The 25,365-nt window shown below is 66.1% G+C and carries 24 protein-coding genes; 19 read left to right on the plus strand and 5 right to left on the minus strand.

What is annotated here, in order from left to right:
* The first annotated feature begins 30 nt into the window (after positions 1-30).
* Both panB and panC read left to right on the plus strand, forming a co-directional pair.
* On the plus strand, positions 31-933 hold the full coding sequence (gene panB, locus ACSF9G_RS09755; RefSeq protein ID WP_436640973.1) for a 3-methyl-2-oxobutanoate hydroxymethyltransferase: 903 nt from the start codon (positions 31-33) through the stop codon (positions 931-933).
* On the plus strand, positions 933-1,808 hold the full coding sequence (gene panC / locus ACSF9G_RS09760) for a pantoate--beta-alanine ligase (protein WP_436640975.1): 876 nt from the start codon (positions 933-935) through the stop codon (positions 1,806-1,808). Before panB ends, panC begins: the two co-directional genes overlap by 1 nt.
* A gap of 43 nt (positions 1,809-1,851) precedes the next feature.
* On the opposite strand, the gene ACSF9G_RS09765 is transcribed toward panC, so the two are convergent.
* The 5 genes from ACSF9G_RS09765 to ACSF9G_RS09785 form a co-directional block, all read right to left on the minus strand.
* Positions 1,852-2,619 carry an arginyltransferase gene (locus tag ACSF9G_RS09765; RefSeq protein WP_436640977.1) on the minus strand — a complete coding sequence of 256 codons (768 nt, stop codon included), beginning with the start codon at positions 2,617-2,619 and terminating at the stop codon, positions 1,852-1,854.
* Positions 2,620-2,672: 53 nt separating this feature from the next.
* On the minus strand, positions 2,673-4,496 hold the full coding sequence (locus ACSF9G_RS09770; RefSeq protein WP_436640979.1) for an SLC13 family permease: 1,824 nt from the start codon (positions 4,494-4,496) through the stop codon (positions 2,673-2,675).
* 173 nt (positions 4,497-4,669) lie between these two features.
* Positions 4,670-5,905 (minus strand): threonine ammonia-lyase, encoded by a 1,236-nt coding sequence (locus ACSF9G_RS09775; protein WP_436640981.1) that lies wholly within the window; start codon positions 5,903-5,905, stop codon positions 4,670-4,672.
* 88 nt (positions 5,906-5,993) lie between these two features.
* Positions 5,994-7,055: a porphobilinogen synthase gene (gene hemB / locus ACSF9G_RS09780; protein ID WP_436640983.1), complete on the minus strand. Its 1,062-nt coding sequence runs from the start codon at positions 7,053-7,055 to the stop codon at positions 5,994-5,996.
* Between the two features lie 206 nt (positions 7,056-7,261).
* On the minus strand, positions 7,262-8,173 hold the full coding sequence (locus ACSF9G_RS09785; RefSeq protein ID WP_436640985.1) for a LysR family transcriptional regulator: 912 nt from the start codon (positions 8,171-8,173) through the stop codon (positions 7,262-7,264).
* Between the two features lie 100 nt (positions 8,174-8,273).
* On the opposite strand from ACSF9G_RS09785, the gene ACSF9G_RS09790 reads away from it, so the two are divergent.
* From ACSF9G_RS09790 to ACSF9G_RS09870, 17 genes are all read left to right on the plus strand, one after another.
* On the plus strand, positions 8,274-9,770 hold the full coding sequence (locus ACSF9G_RS09790) for a CoA-acylating methylmalonate-semialdehyde dehydrogenase (RefSeq protein WP_436640987.1): 1,497 nt from the start codon (positions 8,274-8,276) through the stop codon (positions 9,768-9,770).
* A gap of 106 nt (positions 9,771-9,876) precedes the next feature.
* A complete protein-coding gene (locus ACSF9G_RS09795) occupies positions 9,877-11,016 on the plus strand; it encodes an isobutyryl-CoA dehydrogenase (protein WP_436640989.1) in 1,140 nt (379 codons plus the stop codon).
* Complete coding sequence (locus tag ACSF9G_RS09800; protein ID WP_436640991.1) at positions 11,013-12,077, plus strand: enoyl-CoA hydratase/isomerase family protein; 1,065 nt, start codon at positions 11,013-11,015, stop codon at positions 12,075-12,077. The genes ACSF9G_RS09795 and ACSF9G_RS09800 overlap by 4 nt, the downstream gene beginning before the upstream one ends.
* On the plus strand, positions 12,078-12,497 hold the full coding sequence (locus ACSF9G_RS09805) for a DUF6163 family protein (RefSeq protein WP_436640993.1): 420 nt from the start codon (positions 12,078-12,080) through the stop codon (positions 12,495-12,497).
* A 31-nt stretch (positions 12,498-12,528) separates the two neighbouring features.
* Positions 12,529-13,434 (plus strand): 3-hydroxyisobutyrate dehydrogenase, encoded by a 906-nt coding sequence (mmsB, locus tag ACSF9G_RS09810; RefSeq protein WP_436640995.1) that lies wholly within the window; start codon positions 12,529-12,531, stop codon positions 13,432-13,434.
* Positions 13,435-13,556: 122 nt separating this feature from the next.
* Entirely contained in the window at positions 13,557-14,069 is a 513-nt protein-coding gene (gene ldtR, locus ACSF9G_RS09815) for a transcriptional regulator LdtR (protein WP_436640997.1), read from the plus strand.
* A gap of 281 nt (positions 14,070-14,350) precedes the next feature.
* On the plus strand, positions 14,351-15,685 hold the full coding sequence (locus ACSF9G_RS09820; protein WP_436640999.1) for a L,D-transpeptidase family protein: 1,335 nt from the start codon (positions 14,351-14,353) through the stop codon (positions 15,683-15,685).
* Positions 15,685-15,975: a DUF6898 family protein gene (locus ACSF9G_RS09825; RefSeq protein WP_436641001.1), complete on the plus strand. Its 291-nt coding sequence runs from the start codon at positions 15,685-15,687 to the stop codon at positions 15,973-15,975. Before ACSF9G_RS09820 ends, ACSF9G_RS09825 begins: the two co-directional genes overlap by 1 nt.
* Positions 15,976-16,148: 173 nt before the next feature.
* Positions 16,149-17,462, plus strand: coding sequence for a serine hydroxymethyltransferase (gene glyA / locus ACSF9G_RS09830; RefSeq protein ID WP_436641003.1), 1,314 nt, complete (start codon positions 16,149-16,151; stop codon positions 17,460-17,462).
* Positions 17,463-17,495: 33 nt separating this feature from the next.
* Positions 17,496-17,978, plus strand: coding sequence for a transcriptional regulator NrdR (gene nrdR, locus ACSF9G_RS09835; protein ID WP_436641005.1), 483 nt, complete (start codon positions 17,496-17,498; stop codon positions 17,976-17,978).
* Positions 17,979-17,996: 18 nt separating this feature from the next.
* Complete coding sequence (gene ribD / locus ACSF9G_RS09840) at positions 17,997-19,100, plus strand: bifunctional diaminohydroxyphosphoribosylaminopyrimidine deaminase/5-amino-6-(5-phosphoribosylamino)uracil reductase RibD (RefSeq protein WP_436641007.1); 1,104 nt, start codon at positions 17,997-17,999, stop codon at positions 19,098-19,100.
* 8 nt (positions 19,101-19,108) lie between these two features.
* Positions 19,109-19,720, plus strand: a complete 612-nt coding sequence (locus ACSF9G_RS09845; protein ID WP_436641009.1) for a riboflavin synthase — start codon at positions 19,109-19,111, stop codon at positions 19,718-19,720.
* Positions 19,717-20,181: a 6,7-dimethyl-8-ribityllumazine synthase gene (ribH, locus tag ACSF9G_RS09850; protein ID WP_436641011.1), complete on the plus strand. Its 465-nt coding sequence runs from the start codon at positions 19,717-19,719 to the stop codon at positions 20,179-20,181. Before ACSF9G_RS09845 ends, ribH begins: the two co-directional genes overlap by 4 nt.
* Positions 20,178-20,675: a transcription antitermination factor NusB gene (nusB, locus tag ACSF9G_RS09855; protein WP_436641013.1), complete on the plus strand. Its 498-nt coding sequence runs from the start codon at positions 20,178-20,180 to the stop codon at positions 20,673-20,675. Before ribH ends, nusB begins: the two co-directional genes overlap by 4 nt.
* Positions 20,675-21,694, plus strand: coding sequence for a thiamine-phosphate kinase (thiL, locus tag ACSF9G_RS09860; RefSeq protein ID WP_436641015.1), 1,020 nt, complete (start codon positions 20,675-20,677; stop codon positions 21,692-21,694). Before nusB ends, thiL begins: the two co-directional genes overlap by 1 nt.
* Positions 21,695-21,753: 59 nt before the next feature.
* The gene (locus tag ACSF9G_RS09865; protein ID WP_436641017.1) at positions 21,754-22,971 is read left to right on the plus strand and encodes an MFS transporter; all 1,218 of its coding nucleotides are present in this window, start codon (positions 21,754-21,756) and stop codon (positions 22,969-22,971) included.
* Positions 22,972-23,157: 186 nt separating this feature from the next.
* Positions 23,158-25,278, plus strand: coding sequence for a sodium-translocating pyrophosphatase (locus ACSF9G_RS09870; RefSeq protein ID WP_436641019.1), 2,121 nt, complete (start codon positions 23,158-23,160; stop codon positions 25,276-25,278).
* Positions 25,279-25,365: the final 87 nt, after the last annotated feature.

Consider the following 25,365-nt stretch of genomic DNA (forward strand, 5'->3'; position numbering starts at 1 on the left):
TGGGGGCACGTACAGGAGTATTCTGTCGTTATGAGCCACGTCAGTGGACCGGTGCCGGGCGCGGATGCGCCCCGCGTTACAATTCCGCAGCTTCATCGATTCAAGACCGAAGGTCGGCGCATCGTCATGACGACGGCCTATGACGCGGTCACCGCGCACATTGCCGATCCCGTCGTCGACGCGATTCTGGTCGGCGACAGCGTCGGCAACGTCTGTCTCGGCTTCGAGAACACGCTACCCGTGTCGATGGCGATGATGATCCATCATCTGGAAGCGGTGATGCGGACCAGTCCGCGCGCCCTCATCGTCGCCGATATGCCGTTCCTGAGCTTCCACCTCGGCGCCGAGGACACGGTTCGCAACGCCGGCGAGTTCATCCGCCGAGGCGCCGCCGCGGTGAAGCTGGAGGGCGGCGCGAGCCGGATCGACATGGTCCGCGCGCTCGTCGACTGCGAGATTCCGGTGATGGGCCATCTCGGGCTCACGCCGCAAAGCGTCAACCGGATGGGCGGCTTCAGGGTGCAGGGCCGCGAGGCCGAGCAGGCGACCGCCATCCTCGACGACGCCGTCGCCCTGCAGGAGGCCGGCTGCTTCTCGATCGTACTGGAGGGCATTCCCGCCGAACTCGCCGCCCGGGTGACCGATGCGCTCGAGATCCCGACCATCGGCATCGGCGCCGGTCCGGCCTGTTCCGGCCAGGTCCTCGTCCTTCACGATATCCTCGGCCTCCTCGAAGGCCATCGCGCGAAGTTCGTGCGCACCTATGTCGAGGGCTACTCGGTGCTGCAGGAGGCGCTCGGCCGTTGGGCCGGCGACGTCCGCGACGGCGCGTTCCCCGGCGAGGCGGAAACCTATCGCCTGCCGGAGGCCGCGCGCGATACGGTCGCCAATTGGCAGCCGCGGGCAAAGCGGACGGCAGAGGGAGCGGCCTGATGGAAACCGTGACCACCGTCGCCGAGCTGCGGCAGCGGCTCGCCGCGTCGCGCCGCGCGGGCAGGCGCATCGGCCTTGTCCCGACCATGGGCTATCTGCACGAGGGGCATCTGACCCTGGTGCGCGAGAGCGTTGCGGTCTGCGACGTCACGGTGGTCAGCATCTTCGTCAATCCCACCCAGTTCGGCGCGAACGAGGATCTTTCGACCTATCCCCGTGATCCCGACCGCGACCTCGATCTCTGCCGGGAGGCCGGTGTCGACCTTGTCTTCATGCCCGATGTCGGCGAGATCTATCCGGAAGGGTTTCAGACCTACGTCGAGCCCGGACCGCTGGCAGAACCCCTGTGCGGCGCCTACCGGCCGGGCCATTTCCGCGGCGTGGCGACCGTCGTCGCCAAGCTGTTCAACATGGTCCAGCCGGACAAGGCCTTCTTTGGCCGCAAGGACTTCCAGCAGGTTGCCGTCGTCCGCCGCATGGCCCGCGACCTCGACATGCCGCTGGAGGTCGTCACCGTCGACACCGTTCGTGAGCGGGACGGCATCGCGATGAGCAGCCGCAACGCCTATCTCGCGGCCGACGAACGGGCGCGCGCGCGCTGCATCAGCCAGGGGCTCTTCGCCGCGCGGACCGCTTTCGACAAGGGCGAGCGCGGCGCGGGCACGCTGCTGGACCTCGCCCGGGCGCCGCTATCGGCCATGGATTCGGTGCAGTACCTGGAGATCGTCGATACCGAGACGCTCGAGACGGTCGCCGGCGAAGTCGACCGCCCGGTTGCGATCTGCGTCGCCGGCTACATCGGGAAGACGCGGCTGATCGACAATATCGTGCTGGACCCGGCTGCGGCCGCCAGTAAGGTTTCCACGGCGGCCTGATCCTCCCGCGGTTTGGTTTCAGACCGCTTGTCAGGTGCGCCGTCTAGCCCGGTACGTCGTCCTCGCCTTCGACGCGCACCCATCCCGTGCCGGTCAGGTGCTCCTGCGGGGCGAAGCGGATCTTGTATCCCATCTTCGATGACCCCTTCACCCAGTAGCCGAGATAGACGTAGGGCAGCCCGGCCTTTCGCGCCCGCTCGATATGGTCGAGGATCATGAAGGTGCCGAGGCTGCGGTCCGTCATGTCGGGATCGAAGAACGAATAGACCATCGACAGTCCGTCGGAGAGCACGTCGGTCAGCGCGACACCGATCAGCGGCCCGCGTCCGCGTCCCCTGATGCCCGAATCGGGGCCCCGCCGCCGGTATTCGACGACCCGCGTCTCCACATGGGTGTCCTCGACCATCATCGCGTAGTCGAGCACCGACATCTCGGCCATGCCGCCTTCGGCGTGGCGCAAGTCGAGATAGTCGCGGAACAGGGCGTACTGGTCGGCGGAGGGCTGCGGCGGCATTTCCTCGCCGATGAGATCCGCGTTGCGCCGGATGATTCGCCGGAACGTTCTCGAAGGCTGGAACTCGTCGACCCGGACGCGAACGGACACGCAGGCCTTGCAGGCCTCGCAGGCTGGCCGATAGGCGATGTTCTGACTGCGGCGAAACCCGCCCTGGGTCAGGATATCGTTGAGCGCCGAGGCCTTCTCGCCGACGAGATGAGTGAAGACCTTGCGCTCGTACTTGCCCGGAAGATACGGACACGCCGTCGGCGCCGTCAGGTAGAACTGTGGATTTTCGCGTCCGAAATCGCTCAATTGTCAGACCCGTCGCGCTTCGCCTCTGCTCGCCCCTGCGTCCGTCCCCCTTTTCAGAGATTATAATACCACGGCGCGAGCAGCGAGAAAGCGAGCCAGATCAAAACGACGAGGGGAACGCCCACTTTCAGGAAATCGGCGAAACGATAGTGACCGGGCGCCATCACCAGGAGGTTCGTCTGGTAGCCGATCGGGGTGGCGAACGAGCAGTTGGCGGCCAGGATAACCGTCACGATGAAGGGGAACGGGTCGGCGCCGATCTGCTGGGCCGTCGAAATGGCGATCGGCGTGAACAGCACGGCGGTCGCGTTGTTCGACAGGAGGTTGGTCAAAACCGCGATCAGCAGGAACAGCGCCGACAGTATCGCGGCCGGCGATTGGCCGTTGAGCAGACCAACGACCCCTTCGGCGATGAAGCGTGCGCCCCCGGTGACCTCCAGAGGGGCCGCCATGGCAAGCGACGAGCCGATCAGCAGGTAGATTCGCCGGTCGAACGCGCGTGCGGCCTGCCTGACATTGAGGCAGCCGGCCGCTACCATGCCGAGCGCGCCGGTGATCGCGGCGATGGAGATCGGCAAGATACCGCTCGCCGACAGCCCGACGACCGCGAGGAAGATCGCCAGCGCCCGGCCGGCCCGTTCGGTGAGCGGGACTTCGGCCGTCGACCACTCCAGAAGGATCACGTCGCGCGACAGGCGCAGGCCCTCGACCTGGGCCCGCGATCCCGTGATCAGCAGCGCGTCGCCGGCTTCCAGGCGGATATCGCTCATGCGCATGCGGATCATGCGGCTCTGCCGCTGGATTCCGAGCACGATGCATCCCGTCATCGACCGCAGCGCCGATTGTTCGATCGTACGCCCGATGAGCCGCGAACCGGGCGCGACGATCGCCTCGGCCAGCGTGATCGGGCCGTCGACTGGCGGTGCTCCGGTGTCCTCCGAGCCGTCCAGGGAGCTTACGGCTTCCGCCGTCAGCAGTGCCTTGGCGCCCGTCAGCGCATCCGCCAGCACCGCGCGCGTCGCCGCCACGACGATCACGTCGCCTGCCCGCAGGGCCACGTCCTCGAACGGTGCCAGGAACGGATGCTCGCCACGCTGGATCATGATCACCGTCATGTCCTTCAGGGCCGGGAACATGCCGGCAACGGATTTGCAGCCGATGAGGGGATGATTGTAGCCGACCGGAATCTGGGCGATGAACTGCTTGCCCTGTCCGCCGCCGACCTCCTGCAGCATGGTGGCGCGCGCGGGCAGGATGCGCGGCAGCAGCACGATCACGTAGACGCCGCCGACAAGGGCCAACAGCAGGCCGATCACCGTGAAGTCGAAGAAACCGATGACCGGCTGACCGAGATCTTCGGCGAGGCCGGCGACCAGCAGGTTGGTGGACGAGCCGATCAGCGTCGTCATGCCGCCGAGGATCGAGATGAAGCTCAGCGGGATCATGACCTTGCTCGGCGACAGGCGCGCGCGCAGGGCGATCACGCCGAGAACCGGCAACATCAGGACGACGACGGGGGTATTGTTCATGAACGCGCTCAGGGCCGCGGTCATGATCAGGGCGATCGCCATCGTCGCCGCGGTCCGCCCGTTGCCCCATTGCGAAACCCGCGTGGCGAAGCCGTCGAGCGCCCCCGTCTGGAACAGGCCCTGGCCTATGACGAGCAGGGCCAGGACCGTGAACAGTGCCGGATTGGCGAAGCCGGACAGCAGCACCTCCGTGCCAAGCAGCGACGTGCCGTCGGGTCCTACGTACGGAAATATCTGGAAAATCAACAGGAACGCGACGACGACGCCGGCCGCCGTCACCTCCAGGGGTACCCATTCGGTCACGTAGGCGACGATCGCGGCGAGAATCACCGCGAACGTAACCCACATGTGGAAATCTTCCATACGCGCGCTTACTCCCCGCGGCCGCCGACAGGCCGCGAATCATGACGAAGCGGACAGGGCGAACCAAGGCCCCGTGATTTCGTAAATAGCGCTCCTGATGGAACGACATCCCCTTCGGGGCCGGTCGAAAGCAATTTCATTCGCCTGGGTCTTCGGTGTCAGCCGCGATGCTGCAGCGGCGCCAGCCGCGTCACGGTCATGCCTTCGGCTTCGAGCCTCCGGCGGATGCGTTCGGCATGGTCGCCGTCTCGCGTTTCTATGGTTATGTCCGTCGACGCCCGCATCGCCGGCACGTCGAGCAGCAGGCGCTGGTGCGAGACCTCGAGGATGTTCGCACCCTCGCGGCCCAATATGTCGGCCACTTTGCCAAGCTCGCCGGGCCGGTCGCGGACGGTGACGCGGAAGGTGACGACCCGGTCCTCGCGCTCCAGTGCCCGGACGGTGATGGCGGACAGCAGCCGCGGATCGATATTGCCGCCGCTCAGAACCAGGCCGACCTTGCGGCCCTTGAACCGTCCCGGCTGCGACAGCAGCGCGGCGAGACCGGCCGCGCCGGCGCCTTCGGCAAGCGTCTTCAGCCGTACCAGATAGGCGTAGATCGCCCGTTCGATCGCCGCTTCGTCGACGACCAGCACGTCCACGCCGAGCGCGGTCAGTATGGAGACCGCCGTCCGCGAGACCGCCTTCACCGCGATGCCTTCGGCCAGCGTGTCGCCGCCGCACGCCACCTCCTTGCCGGCGAGCGCGGCGGCCATGGAGGCGTATTGCGCCGCCTGCACCCCGACGACCTCGATGCCGTGCTTCATCGCCGTCGCCGCGACCGCGATTCCGGACACGAGCCCGCCGCCGCCGACCGGCACGATCAGACAGTCGAGATCCGGCTGGTCCTCCAGCATTTCCAGGCCGATGGTGCCCTGGCCGGCCATGACGAGGGGGTCGTCATAGGGGTGGACGAGAATGAGGCCCTCCCGGGCGATCAGCGTATCGACGACGGCGCCGCATTCGCCGACCGTCTCGCCCTCCAGCACGACCCGCGCGCCGAAGCTCTCGGTGCTCGCGATCTTGGTGAAGGGCGTGGTGCGCGGCATGACGATGGTTGCCGGAATGCCGAGTCGCCTGGCGTGACAGGCGAGCGCCTGCGCGTGGTTACCCGCCGACAGCGCGACGACGCCGCGTTCGCGCTCCTCGTCCGTGAGCGCCGCCAGCTTGTTGAGGGCGCCGCGCTCCTTGAAGGCGTTGGTGACCTGCAGGTTCTCGTATTTGACGAAGACCTCGGCCCCGCTCATAGCCGACAGGCGCGGCGCGGCGACCAGCGGCGTGCGAAGCACGTGGCCGCGGATCGTTTCCGCGGCCGCCGCGACGTCTTCGAGGGTGATCGGCAATTCGGCGCTCATGGCGTCCGTGGTAAAGCCGCCTTCAGCCGACGTCCAGCCGGAAACCGATGTCGGATCCCGACTACTGTGGACCGCCGGGAGGGCCGCCTCAGCCGTTCAGTTTCCGCGCCGCTTCCAGGGCGAAATAGGTCAGCACGCCGTCGGCGCCGGCGCGTTTGAAGCCGGTCAGCGCCTCCATCACGCACTTGTCGCGGTCGAGCCAGCCGCGCTCGAAGGCGGCGCACAGCATCGCGTACTCGCCCGACACCTGATAGGCGTAGGTCGGCATGGCGAAGGTGTCCTTCAGGCGCCGCACGATATCGAGATAGGGCATGCCGGGCTTGACCATGATCATGTCGGCGCCCTCGGCGATGTCGAGCTCGGCCTCGCGCAGCGCCTCGTCCGAATTGCCGTAGTCCATCTGGTAGGTGCGCTTGTCGCCCGACAGCGTCCCCGACGAGCCGACCGCGTCGCGGAAGGGACCGTAGAAGGCGGAGGCGTATTTCGCCGTGTAGGCCATGATCTGCGTGTCGACCATGCCTTCGGCCTCCAGCGCCGCGCGGATCGCGCCGACGCGCCCGTCCATCATGTCGGAGGGCGCGATGACATCGCAGCCCGCCCTGGCCTGGGTCAGCGCCTGTTCGACAAGCACCTCGACCGTGGCGTCGTTGAGGATCCGGCCGTCTTCGATCAGGCCGTCATGGCCGTGGCTGGTATAGGGATCGAGGGCGACATCGGTGACGATGCCGATGTCCGGCACCGTGTCCTTCACCGCCCGGCAGGCCTGGCAGACCAGATTGTCCGGATTGATCGCTTCCGAGCCGCGCTCGTCGCGCAGGCTCGGGTTTGTGTAGGGAAACAGCGCGATCGCCGGAATGCCGAGCTTCGCCGCCCCGGCGACGGCCGTTACCGCTTCGTCGACCGAGTAGCGCACCACGCCGGGCATAGAGGCGACCGGCTCGCGCACGCCCTTTCCCTCGACCACGAAGAGCGGCCAGATCAGGTCGTCGGTGGTCAGCACGGTCTCGCGAGTCAGCCGTCGCGCCCAGTCCGAACGCCGGTTGCGGCGCGGCCGGATCGCACGCGTCGTCGTGTCCGCGCGGCTCTCCGTGACATTGCCGCGCGCGCCGCCGCCCGCCATGCCTGTCTGCGTGTCCTCGCGTTTGGCCATCGATTTATTCTCCGCGAATGAATTCTGGAACGGGTCTCCGACGGGATACCTATCACGGGCCCCGCGCCCGCTCAAAACGACTGTTTGGCGCACTGCGCCCGGTTTTTGATGCCCGGTCCGCGTCACGGTAGGAATTGGCTTTTCCACGTCTTTTCCGGGCGCGACCGGACAAATTCCGATGTCGGGCATTTAAAAGCCTCCGGTGACTACGGGACCGGCGAGTCGTCCGGCATGAACAGGTCCCGCGCGGCCTCCACTTCCGCGACGATGAAATCGGCGACGGCCCGGACGCGGGCGATATCGTGGAGATCGGCATGCAGGATCAGCCAGAACGTGCGGACAAGGTCGATTTCGTCGGGCAGGACCGCGACAAGGCCCGGGTCTTCCATCGCCATGAAGTCCGGCAGGATGCAGAGCCCCGCGCCGGCGCGCGCCGCGCGCATCTGCGCGATCAGGTTGGAGCTGGTGAGCCGGGGTTTGATTTGCGACGACACCTGGGGCAGATAATCGAGTTCGGGCGTGAAGATCAGGTCCGGGATATAACCGATCACGACGTGGTCGCTCAGATCGGCCGGACTTTCGATCCGGTCGTTTTCGTCGAGATAGGATCGGGACGCGTAGAGGTGCAGTCGGTAGTCGGTCAGCTTGCGTGTTACCAGCCGACCCTCTGTGGGCCGGGCGAGGCCGATCGCGATGTCCGCCTCCCGCTTCGACAGGCTGAAGACGCGCGGCATGGCGACGATCTGCAGGTCGAGCTCCGGATAGAGCCGGTTCAGGGCGCCGATGCGCGGCGCCAGGAAGACCGTGCCGAAACCGTCGGGCGCGCCGACGCGGACCGCGCCGCCCAGCGTCATGTTCTCGCCCGCGATTTCGCTTTGCATGCGCGCGGCCGAACTCTCCATGCGTTCGGCGTGGACAAGCAGGCGCTCGCCGGCCTCCGTCAGCGCGTATCCGCGCGGAGAGCGTTCGAACAGCCGGGCATCGAGCGCGCCCTCCAGTGCCTTGATGCGACGGGAAACGGTGGCATGGTCGGTGCCGAGCCGCCGCGAGGCTTCGGTCAGGCGCCCGGTGCGCGCGACCGAAAGGAAGTAGCGCAGATCGTTCCAATCGAGCGACATGCATATGTACATAACCGCACAACCGATGGGCAAACAAGCCGCTGGTCGTGCTGATTTAATCAGATATGTTGCGTGCAACAGGGAGCATCAGGAGACGACCATGAGAACAATCGGCCATTTCGTCGGCGGCAAGACCGTGGACGGCACGTCCGGCCGCTTCGGCGAGATATTCGATCCGAACACCGGCGAGGTTCAGGCTAGGGTGGCGCTCGCATCCAAGGCCGAAGTCGAGTCGATCATCGATAACGCGGCCAGGGCCCAGATCGCCTGGGCGGCGGAGAACCCGCAGAAGCGCGCCCGCGTGATGTTCAGGTTCCTGCAGCTTTGCCAGGCGGAGATGGAAAGCCTGGCCGCGCTCCTGTCGTCCGAGCACGGCAAGACCATCCCCGACGCCAAAGGCGATATCCAGCGCGGCCTGGAAGTGGTCGAGTTCGCCTGCGGCATCCCGCACCTGCTCAAGGGCGAGTTCACCGAGGGCGCCGGCCCCGGCATCGACATGTACTCGATGCGCCAGCCGCTCGGCGTCGTCGCCGGCATCACGCCGTTCAACTTCCCGGCGATGATCCCGCTGTGGAAATGCGCGCCCGCGATCGCCTGCGGAAACGCCTTCATCCTCAAGCCCTCCGAGCGCGATCCCTCCGTTCCGATGCGCATCGCCGAGCTCTTCCGCGAGGCCGGCCTGCCGGAAGGCGTGTTCAATGTCGTCAACGGCGACAAGGAGGCCGTCGACACGATCCTCACCGATCCGCGCATCATGGCGATCGGCTTCGTCGGCTCCAGCGCCATTGCCGAGTACATCTATTCGACCGGCACCGCCCACGGTAAGCGCGTCCAGTGCTTCGGCGGCGCCAAGAACCACATGATCGTCATGCCCGACGCCGACCTGGATCAGGCGGTCGACGCGCTGATCGGCGCCGGATACGGATCCGCCGGCGAGCGCTGCATGGCGATCTCGGTCGCTGTGCCCGTCGGCCAGCAGACCGCTGACGCGCTGATGGACAAGCTGATCCCGCGGGTCGAGAGCCTGAAGATCGGCCTGTCCAGCGACGTCGACGCCGACTACGGCCCGCTCGTCACCAAGGCGGCGCTGGAGCGCGTGAAGGGCTATGTCGACCTGGGCGTCAAGGAAGGCGCCAGGCTCGCCGTCGATGGCCGCGACTTCACCATGCAGGGCTACGAGAACGGCTTCTTCATGGGCGGCTGCCTGTTCGACGACGTCACCGCGGACATGACGATCTACAAGGAGGAGATCTTTGGCCCGGTCCTCTCCGTCGTCCGCGCCAAGGACTACGAGGAAGCGGCGGCTCTGCCGACCAACCACGAGTATGGCAACGGCGTCGCGATCTACACCCGCGATGGCGACGCCGCCCGTGATTTCGCTTCGAAGGTGAATGTCGGCATGGTCGGTATCAATGTGCCGATCCCGGTGCCGCTGGCCTATCATACCTTCGGCGGCTGGAAGCGCTCGGGCTTCGGCGATCTCAACCAGCACGGTCCGGACTCGATCCGCTTCTACACGAAGACCAAGACCGTGACGTCGCGGTGGCCGTCCGGCATCAAGGACGGCGCGGAGTTCGTCATCCCGACGATGCGCTGAGGCAGCCGCGGATTCGCTCTCGCCATGCCCGGGGCTATCCCGGGCATGGCGTGGGAGCTTAGCGGGCCATGACGAGAAACGGGCTGGACCGAAGGCGGGGAGAGCCATGGACTTCTCTCTAAGCGAGGAACAGACGGCAATCCGCGATATGGCGCGCGAGTTCGCGGCGGCCGAGCTCGCGCCTCATGCGGACGAGTGGGACCGCCGGAAGCATTTTCCCGTCGACACGTTGCGGGCCGCCGCCGCGCTCGGCATGGGCGGCATCTATGTGCGCGAGGATGTCGGCGGCTCGGGCCTGACCAGGCTCGACGCCGCGCTGATCTTCGAGGCGCTGGCCACCGCCTGTCCGTCCACCGCCGCCTATATCTCGATCCACAACATGGCGGCGTGGATGGTCGACGCCTTCGGCAACGACGAGCAGCGCCAGAGGTGGCTGCCCGGCCTGTGTTCCATGGAGCTGCTGGCCAGCTACGCCCTGACCGAGCCCGGCGCAGGCTCGGACGCGGCCGCACTGCGTGCCAGGGCGGTGCGCGACGGCGATCACTACGTTCTTAACGGCCAGAAGCAGTTCATTTCCGGCGGCGGCGAGACCGACGTCTATGTCGCGATGGTGCGCACCGGCGCCGACGGGCCGAAGGGCATCTCGACGCTGGTGATCCCCGGCGACACGCCCGGCGTGTCGTTCGGCGCCAACGAGGTGAAGATGGGCTGGAATACCCAGCCCACGCGCGCCGTCATCTTCGAGGGCGCGCGGGTTCCCGTCGAGAACCGGCTGGGGCAGGAGGGCGACGGCTTCAGGATCGCCATGGCCGGCCTCGATGGCGGCAGGCTCAACATTTCCGCCTGTTCGCTCGGCGGCGCCCAGGCGGCCCTGGACAAGGCGGTCGGCTATATGGGCGAGCGCTCCGCCTTCGGCCGGCATCTCAAGGAGTTCCAGGCGCTGCAGTTCCGCGTCGCCGACATGGCGATCGAACTGGAAGCGGCGCGAACCTTCCTGTGGCGCGCCGCCTCGGCGCTCGATGCGAAGACGCCGGACGCGACCAAACTCTGCGCCATGGCCAAGCGTTACGTGACGGATATCGGCTTCGACGTCGCCAACCAGGCGCTGCAGCTGCACGGCGGCTACGGCTATCTGTCGGAATACGGGATCGAGAAGATCGTGCGGGACCTGCGGGTGCACCAGATTCTCGAGGGAACCAACGAGATCATGCGCCTGATCGTGGCGCGGGAGATATTCGGACGGTGACGGACGAGCCGGAAATCCTGTTCGAGAAACGCGGCTGCGCCGGCCTGGTCACGCTGAACCGGCCGAAGGCGCTGAACGCGCTGACGCTGAACATGGTGCGGGCGCTGCATCCGCAGCTGATCGAATGGGCGAACGATCGCGACATCGAGCGCGTGGTCGTCCGCGCCGCCGGCGAGAAGGCGTTCTGCGCCGGGGGCGATATCCGCCAGCTCTATGACTGGGGCAGGGCGGGCGACCCCATGGCGCTGACCTTCTACGCGGAAGAATACCGCCTCAACACCTACATCAAGCGCTATCCCAAGCCCTATGTCGCCCTGATCGACGGCATCGACATGGGCGGCGGTGTCGGCATCTCCGTGCATGGCAGTCATAGGGTCGCGGGGGGAAGGACGATGTTCGCGATGCCCGAAACGGGCATCGGCCTGTTTCCCGATGTCGGCGGCACCTACTTCCTGCCGCGCCTGCCGGGAAAAGTCGGCACGTGGCTTGCGCTCACCGGCGCGCGCTTGGGGCAAGCCGAGGTGGTCGGGACCGGGGTCGCGACCCATGCGGTCGCCTCGGAGATGTTCGAAGCGCTCACAGAATCCCTGTGCGATCCCAACAACTTGGATGAGACCCTTGAATCATTTTCGCAGCCACCGTCCGGCACCGCGGTTCCCGAGCTGCAACCGCTGATCGATCGCTGCTTCTCCGGGGAGACCGTCGAGGAGATACTGTCCAGGCTCGACTCGGAAACCGGCGCGCAGGCCGAATGGGCGGCGAAGGCCGCGGCGACGATCCGCACCAAGTCTCCGACGAGCCTGAAGATCGCGCTCCGTCAGATGCAGGTGGGCGCCACAGCCGATTTCGAGGATTGCATGCGTACCGAATTCCGCGTCGTCAGCCGGGTCCTGAAGGGGCACGACTTCTTCGAGGGCGTGCGCGCCGTGATCATCGACAAGGACAACGCGCCGAATTGGCGTCCCGGCAGCCTGTCGGATGTCTCCGACGCCGACGTCGATGCCGTCTTCGCGCCATTGGGCGCAGGCGAGCTCGATCTGGCCAGATTGGATCGCGTCTAGATGCCGCTCCAATTCGCCAAGACGGCGCCGCTCGCTCCGACCGTCCTGCTCTGGTATCTGCGTTCGCTGGCGTTTTTCTATTTCGTCAACGGCCTGATGCACTGGGCACGGATCATCGGCGTACTCGGCCCGGGCTTCGAGACCATGCCGGTCCATGTGCAGGTCGCCACCATCTATTTCGCGCTCCTGCAGGTCGTCGCCGCCGTCGGGCTGTGGTGCGGGGCGGCCTGGGGCGTAGCGGCGTGGCTGTTCTCGGCGGTCGCGGAACTCGTGATGCATATCGGCTTTGCCGATCTGTTCGGCTCGGCCTGGCTCATCGTGGCGTTCCACTCCATGACAATCCTTGTCTATGTCGGGCTGGCCTGGTGGACGGGCACGCCGGAAAATACGGGCGAAATCCTGCGCATGCCGGAAGAATAGGCGTGTCGCGGACCTATAAAGGGAGGAATCGATGACGACGGTAGGCTTTATCGGACTGGGCAACATGGGCGGGCCGATGGCCGCCAATCTGGTCAAGGCCGGTCATGCGGTCCGGGGCTTCGACCTTTCCGAAGACGCGAAGACGCGCCTTGCCGAAGCCGGCGGCACCCCTTGCGCTTCGGCCAAGGATGCGGTGTCGGGCGCCGATGTCGTCGTCACCATGCTGCCCGCCGGCCGTCATGTCGAAGCGGTCTATCTCGGCGACGCGCAATCAGGCGAGGGGGGGCTGATCGCGGCCGCCGCCAAGGGGACGCTGTTCATCGATTCCTCGACCATCGACGTGGCCACCGCCCGCAAGGTCGCCGCCGCGGCCGAGGCCGCGGGCATGGGCATGATCGACGCTCCGGTCTCCGGCGGCGTAGGGGGCGCCCAGGCGGGAACATTAACGTTTATGGTCGGCGGCCCCGAGGCGGCGTTCGAGCAGGCCCGGCCGTTCCTGGACCGGATGGGCAAGACGATCGTCCACGCCGGCGGCGCCGGCAACGGCCAGGCCGCGAAGATCTGCAACAACATGATCCTCGGCATTTCGATGATCGGCGTGTCAGAGGCCTTCGTGCTGGCCGAGAAGCTCGGGCTCGACCATCAGAAGCTGTTCGATATCTCTTCCACGGCGTCCGGCCAGTGCTGGTCGCTGACGACCTATTGCCCGGTTCCCGGGCCGGTTCCGACGTCGCCGGCAAACCGTGACTACCAGGCCGGATTCACCGCCGACATGATGCTGAAGGACCTCAAGCTCGCCCAGGACGCGGCCAACAGTTCCGGTGCGAATACGCCGCTCGGTGCCGAAGCGGCACAGATTTACGGTTTATTTGCAGGTGAAGGAAATGGCGGTCTGGATTTCTCCGGGGTCGTCAAGTTCTTGCGAGGTAAAGGGTAAATCATTCGGAAATTTCAATTTTCTAGAAAATTAAGCCTGACTTTTAAGGCCATCTTAGTCTGCTCCGTTTAGGCTGATCGACAAGTGGGGAACACCACATGGACGAACAGTGAGGCAGTCAGATGAGCGTAGCAATCGCCAATCAGGTGGTGGCGGGACACTCCGCAGAGGAAGACGAGCTGAAGCCGCGGTATCTCGAGGCGCTGACCTTGGTCGAGCGTCTCCATCGCCGGCTTCTCGACGTTATCAAGGACGAATTCGACCGCGAGGGCCGAGCCGACGTCAACAGCGTCCAGGCGCTGTTGTTGTTCAATATCGGCGATTCCGAGTTGACGGCAGGTGAACTTCGCACCCGCGGATACTATCTGGGCTCGAACGTGTCCTATAACCTTAAGAAGCTGGTCGAGGGGGGATATGTCCATCACCAGCGTTCGACGGTGGATCGGCGTTCCGTGCGGATCTCCCTGACCGAGAAGGGCCAGGAAGTGCACAACATCATCGCCTCTCTCTATGACCGCCACCTGAGGTCCATCGAGAAGGTCGGCGGCCTTGGCTGCGATGATTTCGATCGCCTCAACCGGTCCCTGCAGAAGCTGGAACGGTTCTGGACCGACCAGATCCTCTATCGGCTCTGAGTAAATCGGCCGTCTGCCGGCCGGTCTCCTGTCGAATGCCTCGGTCGCGTGCCGGGGCTTTCGGCGCGCGCGCCGGTACGGAGGTGGTCAGGCCGGCGTTTTTTCGATCGACTTTGCGAAACGAAGTCTAGTCGCCATATTCCAGCCAAGAAGGGTTGTTGTTCGTTAACCCTCGAAGTGTTACAGACCGGGTATTGTACGAATGGGGCTCGCGGGTGCGCGTGACGCGCGCCTTTGTTGCGAGCCGGGGGCCCGGGAACCTGCTTGCGGGACGGGTGCGGATGGCGATGAAACTGCACGACAAAGTTTTGGGGCTGGCACTGGCCGGGACCGTTTTCGCGGCGCCTGCCGCGACACTGGCGAACAATGCCGGAAACGGCACTTGGTTCGAGTCCCTGTTGTCAAAGAGCGACGGCAATACGCGCATCGCCGTCAGTCAGCAGTCCGATCCATCGCTGCCAACCTTCGACAATGGCGGCGCGGAGTGGAGCGACCGCTTCGATCCCTCCTCGGATACGCTGAGCTTCACCTTCGACTCGCGGCAACCGACCCTGAGCGCGCAGACCGTCGCGAACATCCAGACCGCCATCGACACCTACATGACGATCGCCGGACGCGGCGGCTGGGGCCAGGTTCCCGGCGGTCAGGTTCTGCGTGTCGGCCTGTCGCACAAGAATGTCGCGGCGTTGCGCGCGCGTCTGATCGCCTCGGGTGACCTGAATGCCGCAGCCGGCGTGTCGAACACGTTCGATACCTATGTCGAGGCCGCCGTTCGCCGCTTCCAGGCCCGTCATGGCCTGCTGCCCGACGGCATGGTGCGCGACGAGACGCTTGCCGAGCTGAACGTGCCGGTCGACGTGCGCATCGCCCAGCTCCGCACCAATCTTGTCCGGGTCCAGGCGATGTCGGCCGATCTCGGCGACCGCTACGTGATGGTCAACATCCCGGCCGCCGAAGTGGAGGCGGTCGAAAACGGCACTGTCGCCTCGCGCCACACCGCCGTCGTCGGCCGCAAGGATCGTCAGTCCCCGATCCTGACCAAGAAGGTCCTCTACGTCAGCTTCAATCCTTACTGGACGGTGCCCAAGAGCATCATCCGCAAGGACATCATCCCGAAGATGCGGGAGGATCCCGAGTATCTGACCCGCTACAAGATCCGCATTCTCAACGGCAAGGGCGACGAGCTCGACCCCTCGCAGGTGGACTGGAACACCAACGAGGCCGTCGACTACATGCTCAAGCAGGATCCGGGCGACCAGAACTCGCTGGGCTCGATCCGCATCAATTTTCCCAATAAGGACGCGGTCTATCTGCACGATACCCCGCAGCAGACCCTGTTCGGCCAGAATGCTCGCTTCCATTCGTCGGGGTGCGTGCGGGTTCAGAACGTCCGTCAGCTCGTCGACTGGCTGCTGCAGCCCAACGGCGACTGGTCGCGGACCAAGATCGACGCGGTGGTGCGGTCCGGTGAACGGATCGACGTCAGCCTGAGAAAGGCGACCCCGATCTATTTCGCCTACATCACCGCCTGGGCCACGTCCGACGGCGTCGTGCACTTCCGTCCCGACATCTACGACCGGGACGGGCCTGGCGCGCCGCTGGCCTCGGATATCTGATGGCTGTCCGCCGCGGAGGCGCCGGCAAGCCGGCGCGCCGTGGGTCCGCCGCCCCGGAAAAGGGCGAGATCTACCTTGAGTACAGCGTTTTGAGCGGCCAGATGCGTGTGGCCGCGATCGATGCGGAATCGGGCGTCGAAGTCGTCGTTTTCGGTCCCGCCAATGTCTCGCAGGATGACATCGGCCAGTTGGCCGTACGGAAGCTGAAGCGGCGTCTTGCCGCATCGGCTGACGACCGGTCGCCCCCACCCGATCCAACACGGAAACCGGACGGTTCCCGGTTCGCTTAGCCGGGGCGCCTGGCTGGTTCGCGACGCATCTCGGGCCGTTTTTGCGGCCTTTTGGCACCGCATCCTCGGTTGGCCGTCCCCACAAGCTGTGGTATTGCGCAGGCGAGATCGTCGGCCGATCTAGTCGCGGCCGGCGACGTTCCTCTCACCCTCGAGAACCGGGAATTCTGCTAATGTCGGTGAACCAGCCGTCCGATTTCACGTCCGCGAGCCGCGCTTTCTTTGGCGCCGGCGTTGCCGATGCCGACCCCGAACTGGCCGAGGCGATTCGCGGCGAACTCGGTCGTCAGCGCGACGAAATCGAGCTGATCGCATCCGAGAATATCGTTTCGCGCGCCGTTCTCGAGGCTCAGGGCTCGGTTCTCACCAACAAATACGCCGAGGGCTATCCCGGCCGGCGCTACTACGGCGGCTGCCAGTATGTCGACGTTGCCGAGAACCTCGCGATCGACCGCGCCAAGCGCCTGTTCGGATGCGAGTTCGCCAACGTTCAGCCGCACTCGGGCTCGCAGGCGAACCAGGCCGTGTTCATGGCGCTCGCTAAGCCGGGCGATACCATTCTGGGGCTCAGCCTCTCGGCGGGCGGACACCTGACCCACGGGTCGCCGGTCAACGTGTCGGGCAAGTGGTTCAATGCCGTTCATTACACGGTGCGCCGCGATGACCAGCAGGTCGACATGGACGAGGTCGCGCGACTGGCCGAGGAGCACAAGCCGAAGATCATCATCGCCGGTGGCTCGGCCTATCCGCGCATCTTCGATTTCGCGAAGTTCCGGCAGATCGCCGACGCGGTTGGTGCCCATCTGATGGTCGACATGGCCCATTTCGCCGGGCTCGTCGCCGCCGGCGTCCATCCCAGCCCGTTCCCCCACGCCCACGTGGTCACCACCACCACCCACAAGACCCTTCGCGGGCCGCGCGGCGGCATGGTGCTGACCAACGATCCGGACATCGCCAAGAAGGTCAATTCGGCGGTGTTCCCGGGCCTGCAGGGCGGCCCGCTGATGCACGTGATCGCCGCCAAGGCCGTCGCCTTCGGCGAGGCGCTGAAGCCCGAGTTCAAGGTCTACGCGCAGAATGTCGTCGACAACGCCAAGGCGCTCGCCGATCACCTGAAGGGTGCCGGCCTCGATATCGTGTCCGGGGGCACCGACACCCATCTGATGCTGGTCGATCTGCGCCCCAAGGGCCTGACCGGAAAGGTCGCCGAGGAGTCTCTCGGCCGCGCGCACATCACCTGCAACAAGAACGGCATTCCGTTCGATCCCGAAAAGCCGATGATCACCTCCGGCGTCCGCCTCGGCAGCCCGGCCGGCACCACGCGCGGTTTCGGTGTTGCGGAATTCCGGGACATCGGCGCTATGATCGTCGACGTGCTGGAGGGGCTTCGCAAGGCGAACGCCGAGGACGGTAACGCTGCGGTGGAGGAGGCGGTGCGTGCCTGCGCGCTAGACCTGTGCCGGCGGTTCCCGATCTACGAAGACTGACCGCACGGGCCAACGGAAGGGCGGAGGACAGGAATGCGCTGTCCCTATTGCGGAAGCCTGGCGACGCAGGTGAAGGATTCGCGGCCGACGGAGGACTCGGCCGCGATCCGTCGCCGTCGCGTCTGTCCCGATTGCGGCGGCCGCTTCACCACGTTCGAACGGGTGCAGCTGCGTGAGTTGACGGTGCTGAAGAAGACGGGCCGCCGGGTTCCGTTCGATCGTGACAAGCTGGTCAGGTCGGTACAGGTGGCCTTGCGTAAGCGGCCGGTCGAGGAAGAGCGGATAGAGCGGCTGGTCAGCGGCATCGTCCGCCGGCTGGAAAGCCAGGGCGAGAGCGAGATTTCGTCCGACACGATCGGCAAGCTGGTCATGGAGGGCCTGCGCACGCTCGACGACGTGGCCTATGTCCGGTTCGCGTCCGTCTACAGGAACTTCAGGGAAGCCAAGGATTTCGAGGAGTTTCTCGATGCGCTGTCCGGGCATGGCGGCGATATGGAGGACGATTCCGCGGTGTGATGCCCGCGGGGAATCCCGATGGTCGAACACTTTCCCGATCTCGACGCGCGCCTGATGGCCGCCGCGACACGGCTGGGCGCCCGCGAATTGGGTCGCACCTGGCCCAATCCTGCGGTCGGCGCGCTGATCGTACGGCACGGGGCCGCCGGCCCGGTCGTCGTCGGTCGCGGCTGGACCCGCAAGGGCGGCCGCCCGCACGCCGAGACCGAGGCGCTGGCGCAGGCCGGCGGCCGGGCAAGCGGGGCGACCTGCTATGTCTCGCTTGAGCCCTGTTCCCATCACGGACGCACGTCGCCCTGCAGCGAAGCGCTGGTCGCGGCCGGCGTGGTGCGCGTGGTTTCCGCCGTCGAGGATCCGGATTCCCGTGTGAGCGGTCGCGGCCACGCGACGCTGCGCGACGCCGGCATCGAGGTCGTCGTCGGGATCGGCGCGGACGAAGCCCGCGCGGTCAACGCCGGTCATTTCACGCGGGTACGCGAGGGCCGTCCGTGGGTCACGCTGAAGCTCGCCGTCAGCCGTGATGGCATGATCGCCGGGCCCGGCGGCGCTCCGGTCGCCATAACGGGGCCGCGCGCCCGGGCGGCCGCCCATATGTTGCGCGCGACGAACGACGCCATCCTGATCGGCATCCGGACGGCGCTCGCCGACGATCCCGCGCTGACCTGCCGTCTGCCTGGAATGCAGGACCGGTCGCCCGTACGGATCGTGCTGGATACCGATCTGCGCCTGCCCGTGACCGCGAAAATGCTCGACGAGGCCGAAGAAACGCCAATCTGGCTGATTTCGCGCGAAACCGCCGACCCGGCCAGACGGGTGGCGCTTGAGCGCCGCGGTGCGATCGTCCTGCCGTCGCACGGCGGCATCGGCGCGGCGTTGGGCGTGTTGGCGGGGCACGGTCTTACCCGTGTGCTCGTCGAAGGCGGCGCGACGGTGGCCACGAGCCTTGCGGACGCTGGCCTGATCGACGAGGCCGTGATCTTCGATGGAGCGATCGACATCGGATCGAATGGGGTGCCGGCCGGACCGGCCCTTGCCGCGATCCGAGAGAACGGGGCATACAGGCCCGTCGACCGGGTGTCGCTCGGCGACGACGTGATGTCGACCTACAGGCGGACGCGTTAGGAGTACGAATGTTCACGGGTATCGTGACCGACATGGGCGAGGTGGTCTCGCGGCAGGATGACGACGGCGTCAGCCGGTTTGCCATTCGCTGTTCCTACGCCGCCGACTCGATTGCGCTCGGCGCCTCGATCGCGTGCGGCGGACCATGCCTGACCGCGACTTCGGTGGCGACCGACGCGGACGGACGAACGGTCTTCACCGTCGACGTGACGGGTGAAACACTCGCGCGCACCACGGTCGGCGGCTGGGGGCCGGGAACGCGCATCAACCTCGAGCGCTCGCTCAGGCAGGGCGACGAGCTCGGCGGCCACATCGTCACCGGCCATATCGACGGCGTCGCGCCGATCGTCGGCCGCGAGGCCGACGGGGAGGCGACCCGCTTCACCTTCGAGGCGCCCGCGCCGCTGCATCGGTTCATCGCCGAGAAGGGCTCGGTCTGCCTCGACGGAACATCGCTCACGGTCAACGGCGTCGAGCGAAATCGCTTCTGGGTGACGCTCATTCCTCATACGCTGCAAGTTACGACATGGGGCGAACGCGGCATTGGCGACAAGGTCAACCTGGAGATTGACCTGATGGCGCGATATGTCGCCCGGCTCAAGGAAACGGAAGACAAATGACCAACGACGGACCGCGCATCCTCATCATTGAGGCGGTGTTCTATCCCGATATCGCCGAGAGCCTGCGCACGGGCGCAATGGCCGCCCTGGAAGAGGCGGATGCGCGCGTCGAGCGCATCTGGGTGCCGGGTGTGCTGGAGATCCCCGCGGCGCTGGCCATTGCGGTCGAGGCTGGCAAGCGCTTCGAGCCCGCGGCCTATGACGGCTTTGTGCTTCTGGGCTGCGTCATCCGCGGCGAGACCAGCCACTACGATATCGTGGCGAACGACTCCGCCCGCGCGGTGATGGACCTTGCCGTGGGGCACCGGCTTGCCCTGGGCAATGGCATCCTGACGGTCGAGAACGCCCAGCAGGCCCATGCGCGCGCCGCGATCGACGGTCGCGACAAAGGCGGATTCGCCGCCCGCGCGGCGCTGGCCATGATCGGCGTCCGCCGCAGCCTCCAGGGTGAAAGCCGGTGAATACCGCGCGCGCCGAACGACCGGCCTCCAAGGCCAACAAGCGCGGCGCGGCCCGTCTTGCCGCCGTACAGGCCCTCTATCAGATGGATGTCGCCGGCTCCGGCCTCGAAGCGACGCTGGACGAATTCGAGGCCCATCGCCTCGGCGGCGAAATCGAGGGCGACAAGCTGATCGGCGCCGACGTGAAGTTCTTCCGCGATCTCGTCGCGGGCGTGGTCAAGCTCCAGCGGCGCATCGACACCGACGTCAACGCGCACCTTGAGAAGGGCTGGCCGCTGAAGCGCGTCGACCTGACGCTGCGCGCCGTGCTGCGCGCCGGCGCCTACGAGCTGATCGAGCGCCGTGACGTGCCGCCGCGCGTCGTCATCAGCGAATATGTCGACATCGCCAAGGCTTTCTTCGAGGACGGCGACGAGCCCGGCATCGTCAATGCGATCCTGGATTCCATCGCACGGCGCGAACGGGCGAAGGAGCTCGCCGGAAGCGGGGGGTGATGAGCGGTCCCGTTGAGCCGGAAGGCGACGAACACAGCCTGATCGCGCGCTACTTCCGCCCGTTGGCGACGGCGCCAGGCGCCTTTCAGCTGCTCGATGACGCGGCCGCGTTCTCGCCGCAGCCGGGAACCGATCTCGTTCTGACCAAGGACGGCATCGCCGAGGGGCACCACTTTCTGCGCAGCGAGGCCGCCGGCACGGTCGCCCGCAAGGCGCTCAGGGTCAATCTCTCCGATCTCGCCGCCAAGGGCGCGACGCCGGACGGCTATCTGGTGCTGCTCGGCCTGGGCCCCGACTGGACGGAAGACTGGGTCAGGGATTTCGCCGAAGGGCTCGCCGCCGACCAGGAAATCTACGGGATTTCCGTCCATGGCGGCGACACGATCCGCGCCGACACGCTCCTCGTCTCGATCACCGCCTTCGGCAGCGTCGAGAAGGGCGGCATGGTTCGCCGCGCCGGCGCGAAGCCCGGCGACCGCGTCTACGTTTCCGGCACCATCGGCGACGGGGCATTGGGACTCCTGGTCGCCAGGCACGATCCGGCGATCTCGGGTCTGAACGACGACGAACGGGCCTTTCTGCACGAGCGCTATCGCCTGCCGCAGCCGCGCGTGGCATTGGCGTCGGCCGTGGCCCGGTGCGCGACGGCGGCCTTGGACGTTTCCGACGGGCTTGTCGGCGACTTCGACAAATTGTGCTCCGTTTCCGGCGTCTCCGCCCGCATTCGGGCAGGGACCGTCCCGCTCTCCGACGCGGCGACCGCGGCAGTCGAGAGCAATCCGGCGCTCCTGGCGCTTTGCCTCACCGGTGGGGACGACTACGAGATCCTCTGCACGGTAGCCCCCGAAAACGCCACCACGTTCGAGGCGGCGGCGGCCGAGGCCGGCGTTCCCGTCCGGGCGATCGGGGACATCGTCGAAGGCGGCGAGCGCCCCGTCTTCCTGGATGGCGACGGCGCGCCGATGCGTTTCGGGCACCGCGCCTTCAGCCATGTCGGAGCAACATATTCGGGTCCCTGAATTGTTGGTTGACGTTCGGGTATCCGCGTGGCGTCTTGCGTGTCCGATCCGGGGAAGTTATGACCAGCATCTCGATCACGGACGAGTTCGACGACGGTGCGGCGCGGCGTAACGCGCTCGTGCTGGCCGCCGCGCAGGCGGTCGGCGGCGCCTCGGCGCCGATCGTCGTCGCGATGTCGAGCCTAGCCGGTTTCTACCTGCTGGGTGAAGACAAGTCGCTGGCCACGCTTCCGGTCGCCTTCTACATCATCGGCGTTGCGATCGGCTCCATTCCGGCCGCGCACCTGATGCGGATGATCGGCCGCCGTCCCGGCTTTCAGATCGGTGCGCTCGGCGGTCTCCTAGGCGGTGCGGTCGCCGCCTATGCCGTCGTTTCCGGGCAGTTCTGGCTCTTGTGCGTGGGAACGGCCCTCACCGGAATAGGCGGCTCGTTCGTCCAGCAGTACCGTTTCGCCGCCGCCGATACCGCCAGCGCCGCGTTCCGGCCCAAGGCGATCTCCTGGGTGCTCGCTGGCGGCGTCGTCACCGGCATCATCGGCCCCCAGATCGTCATCTTCACCAAGGATGCACTGTCGCCGATCCCGTTCGCCGGTGCCTTCCTGGCGCAGATCGTGCTGGCCTGCGCGGTGATCGTCATCCTGGGCTTCCTGAGGATTCCCAAGCCGATAGCCGCCGAGGCGGCACATGGCGGCCGTCCGATGCGCGTCATCGTCTCGCAGCCGCGTTTCCTCGTCGCCGTCATCTGCGCGATTGCCAGCTACGGACTGATGAGCATGGTGATGACGGCCACGCCGCTCGCCATGGTCGCCTGCGACCACAGCCAGACCGACGCGACGCTCGGTATCCAGTGGCATGTCATCGCCATGTTCGCGCCGAGCTTCTTCACCGGCACGCTGATCGCGCGGTTCGGCCATGAGAAGGTCATCGCGGTGGGCCTGCTGCTGCTCGTCGGCTGCGGCATCGTCGCGACCATGGGGATCTCGCTCGCCCATTTCTGGGGGGCGCTGATCCTGCTCGGGGTCGGCTGGAACTTCGGTTTCATCGGCGCGACCGCGATGCTGACCGAGACCTACGAGCCCGAGGAACGCACCCGGGTTCAGGGCCTCAACGATTTCCTGGTCTTCGGTTTCCAGGCGGTGGCCTCGCTCGCCGCCGGGGCGATCCTCAACGCCTATGGCTGGAACACGCTGAATATCGTGATCTTTCCAGTCGTCGCCATGTGTTTCGCGGCCCTTGCCTGGCTTTGGTGGGCTGGTGATCGGCGACCTACCGCATAGTCTGTTTTATAAGACCTTCCGCTTTTTTAAGACCTTCCGCTCGGTTGCTAAGTCAGCGCTTTTCTGGCAATGGTCGCCGCGACCATAGGTCACGGGGGCGGAGACTTTGTATAGTTCACACGGCAATTCGGCGAAGCATCGCGCCCGTTCATCTTCGAAGACAATCAGTCAAACAGGATTGGGCATATGACTATGGCTATCTGGGTGATTATCGCCTGCGGGGCCCTGTCAATCGTCTATGGCATCTGGGCTATCCAGTCTGTCATGGCGGCGGACGCCGGTAACCAGCGCATGCAGGAGATCGCTGGTGCCATTCAGGAGGGGGCTCAGGCCTACCTCACGCGCCAGTACACGACTATCGGTATCGTCGGAATCGTCATCTTCGTTATCGTCGCCTGGCTTTTGTCGATCCCTGTCGCGATCGGTTTTGCGATCGGTGCGATCTTGTCTGGCCTCGCCGGCTTTATCGGCATGCTGGTATCGGTACGCGCCAACGTGCGCACGACCCAGGCCTCCAGCCAGAGTCTCGCCGCGGGCCTCGCAATCGCCTTCCGCTCGGGCGCCGTCACCGGCCTTCTGGTCGCCGGTCTGGCGTTGCTCGGCGTGGCCATCTACTTCCTGATCCTGACCTCGGTGATGGGATTGCCGCTCGAGGATCGCACGGTCGTGAACGCGCTCGTCGCCCTCGGTTTCGGCGCCTCGCTGATCTCGATCTTCGCCCGTCTCGGCGGCGGCATCTTCACCAAGGGCGCCGACGTCGGCGGTGATCTGGTCGGCAAGGTCGAAGCCGGCATCCCGGAGGACGATCCGCGCAATCCCGCCACCATCGCCGACAATGTCGGTGACAACGTCGGCGACTGCGCCGGCATGGCTGCGGATCTGTTCGAGACCTACGTGGTGACGGTCGTGGCCACTATGGTGCTTGCCTCGATCTTCTTTGCGGGCTCCGCGATCCTCGAAGTCTCGATGCTCTATCCGCTGGCCATCGGTGCCGCCTGCGTCGTGACCTCGATCATCGGCACCTTCTTCGTGCGCCTCGGCTCCAACCAGTCGATCATGGGCGCCCTCTACAAGGGCTTCATCGGGACCGGCATCCTGTCCGCGATCGTGCTCTATCCGATCACGTCGTACTTCTTCGGCATGGACACGGTGCTGACGACGAGTCGCGGTGTGTCGTTCACCGGCATGGACCTGTTCCTTTGCGGTATCGCCGGTCTTGTCGTCACGGCGCTGATCATCTTCATCACCGAGTACTACACCGGCATCTCCTATCGTCCGGTGAAGTCGATCGCCAACGCCTCGGTCACCGGACACGGCACCAACGTGATCCAGGGCCTCGCCGTGTCGATGGAAGCGACCGCCCTTCCGGCGATCGTCATCATCGCCGGCATCATCGTGACCTATTCGCTGGCCGGTTTGTTCGGCATCGCCATCGCGGTGACGACCATGTTGGCGCTCGCCGGTGTGGTGGTTGCGCTGGATGCCTTCGGCCCGGTCACCGACAATGCCGGCGGCATTGCCGAGATGGCGGACCTGCCCGAGGACGTGCGCAAGACCACGGATGCGCTCGACGCGGTCGGCAACACCACCAAGGCCGTGACCAAGGGCTATGCCATCGGGTCGGCCGGCCTCGGCGCGCTGGTGCTGTTCGCCGCCTATACGGAGGACCTGAACTACTTCATCGGCAATCCGGCGGAGTTCCCGTATTTCGAGGGGGTTGCGCTCGACTTCTCGCTATCGAATCCGTACGTCGTCGTCGGCCTGTTCTTTGGCGGCATGCTGCCGTACCTGTTCGGCTCGATGGGCATGATGGCCGTCGGCCGCGCCGGTGGCGCCATCGTCGAGGAAGTGCGTCGCCAGTTCCGGGAGAAGCCGGGGATCATGGAAGGTACGGAGCGTCCGGACTACGGCGCGGCGGTTGATCTGCTGACGCGTGCGGCCATCAGGGAGATGGTCATCCCCTCGATGCTGCCGGTGCTCTCGCCGCTGTTCGTCTTCTTCGTGGTGGACTGGATCGCGGGCAAGTCGGCTGCCTTCTCGGCGCTCGGCGCGATGCTGCTCGGCGTCATCGTCACCGGCCTGTTCGTCGCCATCTCCATGACGGCTGGCGGCGGCGCCTGGGACAACGCCAAGAAGTACATCGAGGACGGCCATCACGGCGGCAAGGGCTCGGAAGCCCACAAGGCCGCTGTGACGGGCGACACGGTGGGTGATCCCTACAAGGACACCGCCGGTCCGGCCGTGAACCCGATGATCAAGATCACCAACATCGTCGCGCTACTGCTGCTCGCCGTCCTGGCGCACTGACGGCCCGACACGAAAACGAAGCCCCGCGGAGGTCGCCTCCGCGGGGCTTTTTCTTTGCCTGATCGGGTGCCAGTGGGCGAATGCCCG

The organism is Microbaculum mangrovi (assembly GCF_051390635.1).
In the GTDB taxonomy this organism is placed as follows: Bacteria; Pseudomonadota; Alphaproteobacteria; order Rhizobiales; family Tepidamorphaceae; genus Microbaculum.

What these genes read in the sequence shown, in the direction of transcription:
- ACSF9G_RS09770 (WP_436640979.1), bottom strand. Translation starts at nt 4,496, where the DNA reads ATGTGGGTTACGTTCGCGGTGATTCTCGCCGCGATCGTCGCCTACGTG.
- mmsB (WP_436640995.1), top strand. Translation starts at nt 12,529, where the DNA reads ATGACGACGGTAGGCTTTATCGGACTGGGCAACATGGGCGGGCCGATG.
- ribH (WP_436641011.1), top strand. Translation starts at nt 19,717, where the DNA reads ATGACCAACGACGGACCGCGCATCCTCATCATTGAGGCGGTGTTCTAT.
- glyA (WP_436641003.1), top strand. Translation starts at nt 16,149, where the DNA reads ATGTCGGTGAACCAGCCGTCCGATTTCACGTCCGCGAGCCGCGCTTTC.
- ACSF9G_RS09825 (WP_436641001.1), top strand. Translation starts at nt 15,685, where the DNA reads ATGGCTGTCCGCCGCGGAGGCGCCGGCAAGCCGGCGCGCCGTGGGTCC.
- ACSF9G_RS09805 (WP_436640993.1), top strand. Translation starts at nt 12,078, where the DNA reads ATGCCGCTCCAATTCGCCAAGACGGCGCCGCTCGCTCCGACCGTCCTG.
- ACSF9G_RS09795 (WP_436640989.1), top strand. Translation starts at nt 9,877, where the DNA reads ATGGACTTCTCTCTAAGCGAGGAACAGACGGCAATCCGCGATATGGCG.
- ACSF9G_RS09790 (WP_436640987.1), top strand. Translation starts at nt 8,274, where the DNA reads ATGAGAACAATCGGCCATTTCGTCGGCGGCAAGACCGTGGACGGCACG.
- ribD (WP_436641007.1), top strand. Translation starts at nt 17,997, where the DNA reads ATGGTCGAACACTTTCCCGATCTCGACGCGCGCCTGATGGCCGCCGCG.
- nrdR (WP_436641005.1), top strand. Translation starts at nt 17,496, where the DNA reads ATGCGCTGTCCCTATTGCGGAAGCCTGGCGACGCAGGTGAAGGATTCG.
- ACSF9G_RS09775 (WP_436640981.1), bottom strand. Translation starts at nt 5,905, where the DNA reads ATGAGCGCCGAATTGCCGATCACCCTCGAAGACGTCGCGGCGGCCGCG.
- thiL (WP_436641015.1), top strand. Translation starts at nt 20,675, where the DNA reads ATGAGCGGTCCCGTTGAGCCGGAAGGCGACGAACACAGCCTGATCGCG.
- panC (WP_436640975.1), top strand. Translation starts at nt 933, where the DNA reads ATGGAAACCGTGACCACCGTCGCCGAGCTGCGGCAGCGGCTCGCCGCG.
- ACSF9G_RS09785 (WP_436640985.1), bottom strand. Translation starts at nt 8,173, where the DNA reads ATGTCGCTCGATTGGAACGATCTGCGCTACTTCCTTTCGGTCGCGCGC.
- hemB (WP_436640983.1), bottom strand. Translation starts at nt 7,055, where the DNA reads ATGGCCAAACGCGAGGACACGCAGACAGGCATGGCGGGCGGCGGCGCG.
- panB (WP_436640973.1), top strand. Translation starts at nt 31, where the DNA reads ATGAGCCACGTCAGTGGACCGGTGCCGGGCGCGGATGCGCCCCGCGTT.
- ACSF9G_RS09870 (WP_436641019.1), top strand. Translation starts at nt 23,158, where the DNA reads ATGACTATGGCTATCTGGGTGATTATCGCCTGCGGGGCCCTGTCAATC.
- ldtR (WP_436640997.1), top strand. Translation starts at nt 13,557, where the DNA reads ATGAGCGTAGCAATCGCCAATCAGGTGGTGGCGGGACACTCCGCAGAG.
- ACSF9G_RS09845 (WP_436641009.1), top strand. Translation starts at nt 19,109, where the DNA reads ATGTTCACGGGTATCGTGACCGACATGGGCGAGGTGGTCTCGCGGCAG.
- ACSF9G_RS09865 (WP_436641017.1), top strand. Translation starts at nt 21,754, where the DNA reads ATGACCAGCATCTCGATCACGGACGAGTTCGACGACGGTGCGGCGCGG.
- ACSF9G_RS09820 (WP_436640999.1), top strand. Translation starts at nt 14,351, where the DNA reads ATGGCGATGAAACTGCACGACAAAGTTTTGGGGCTGGCACTGGCCGGG.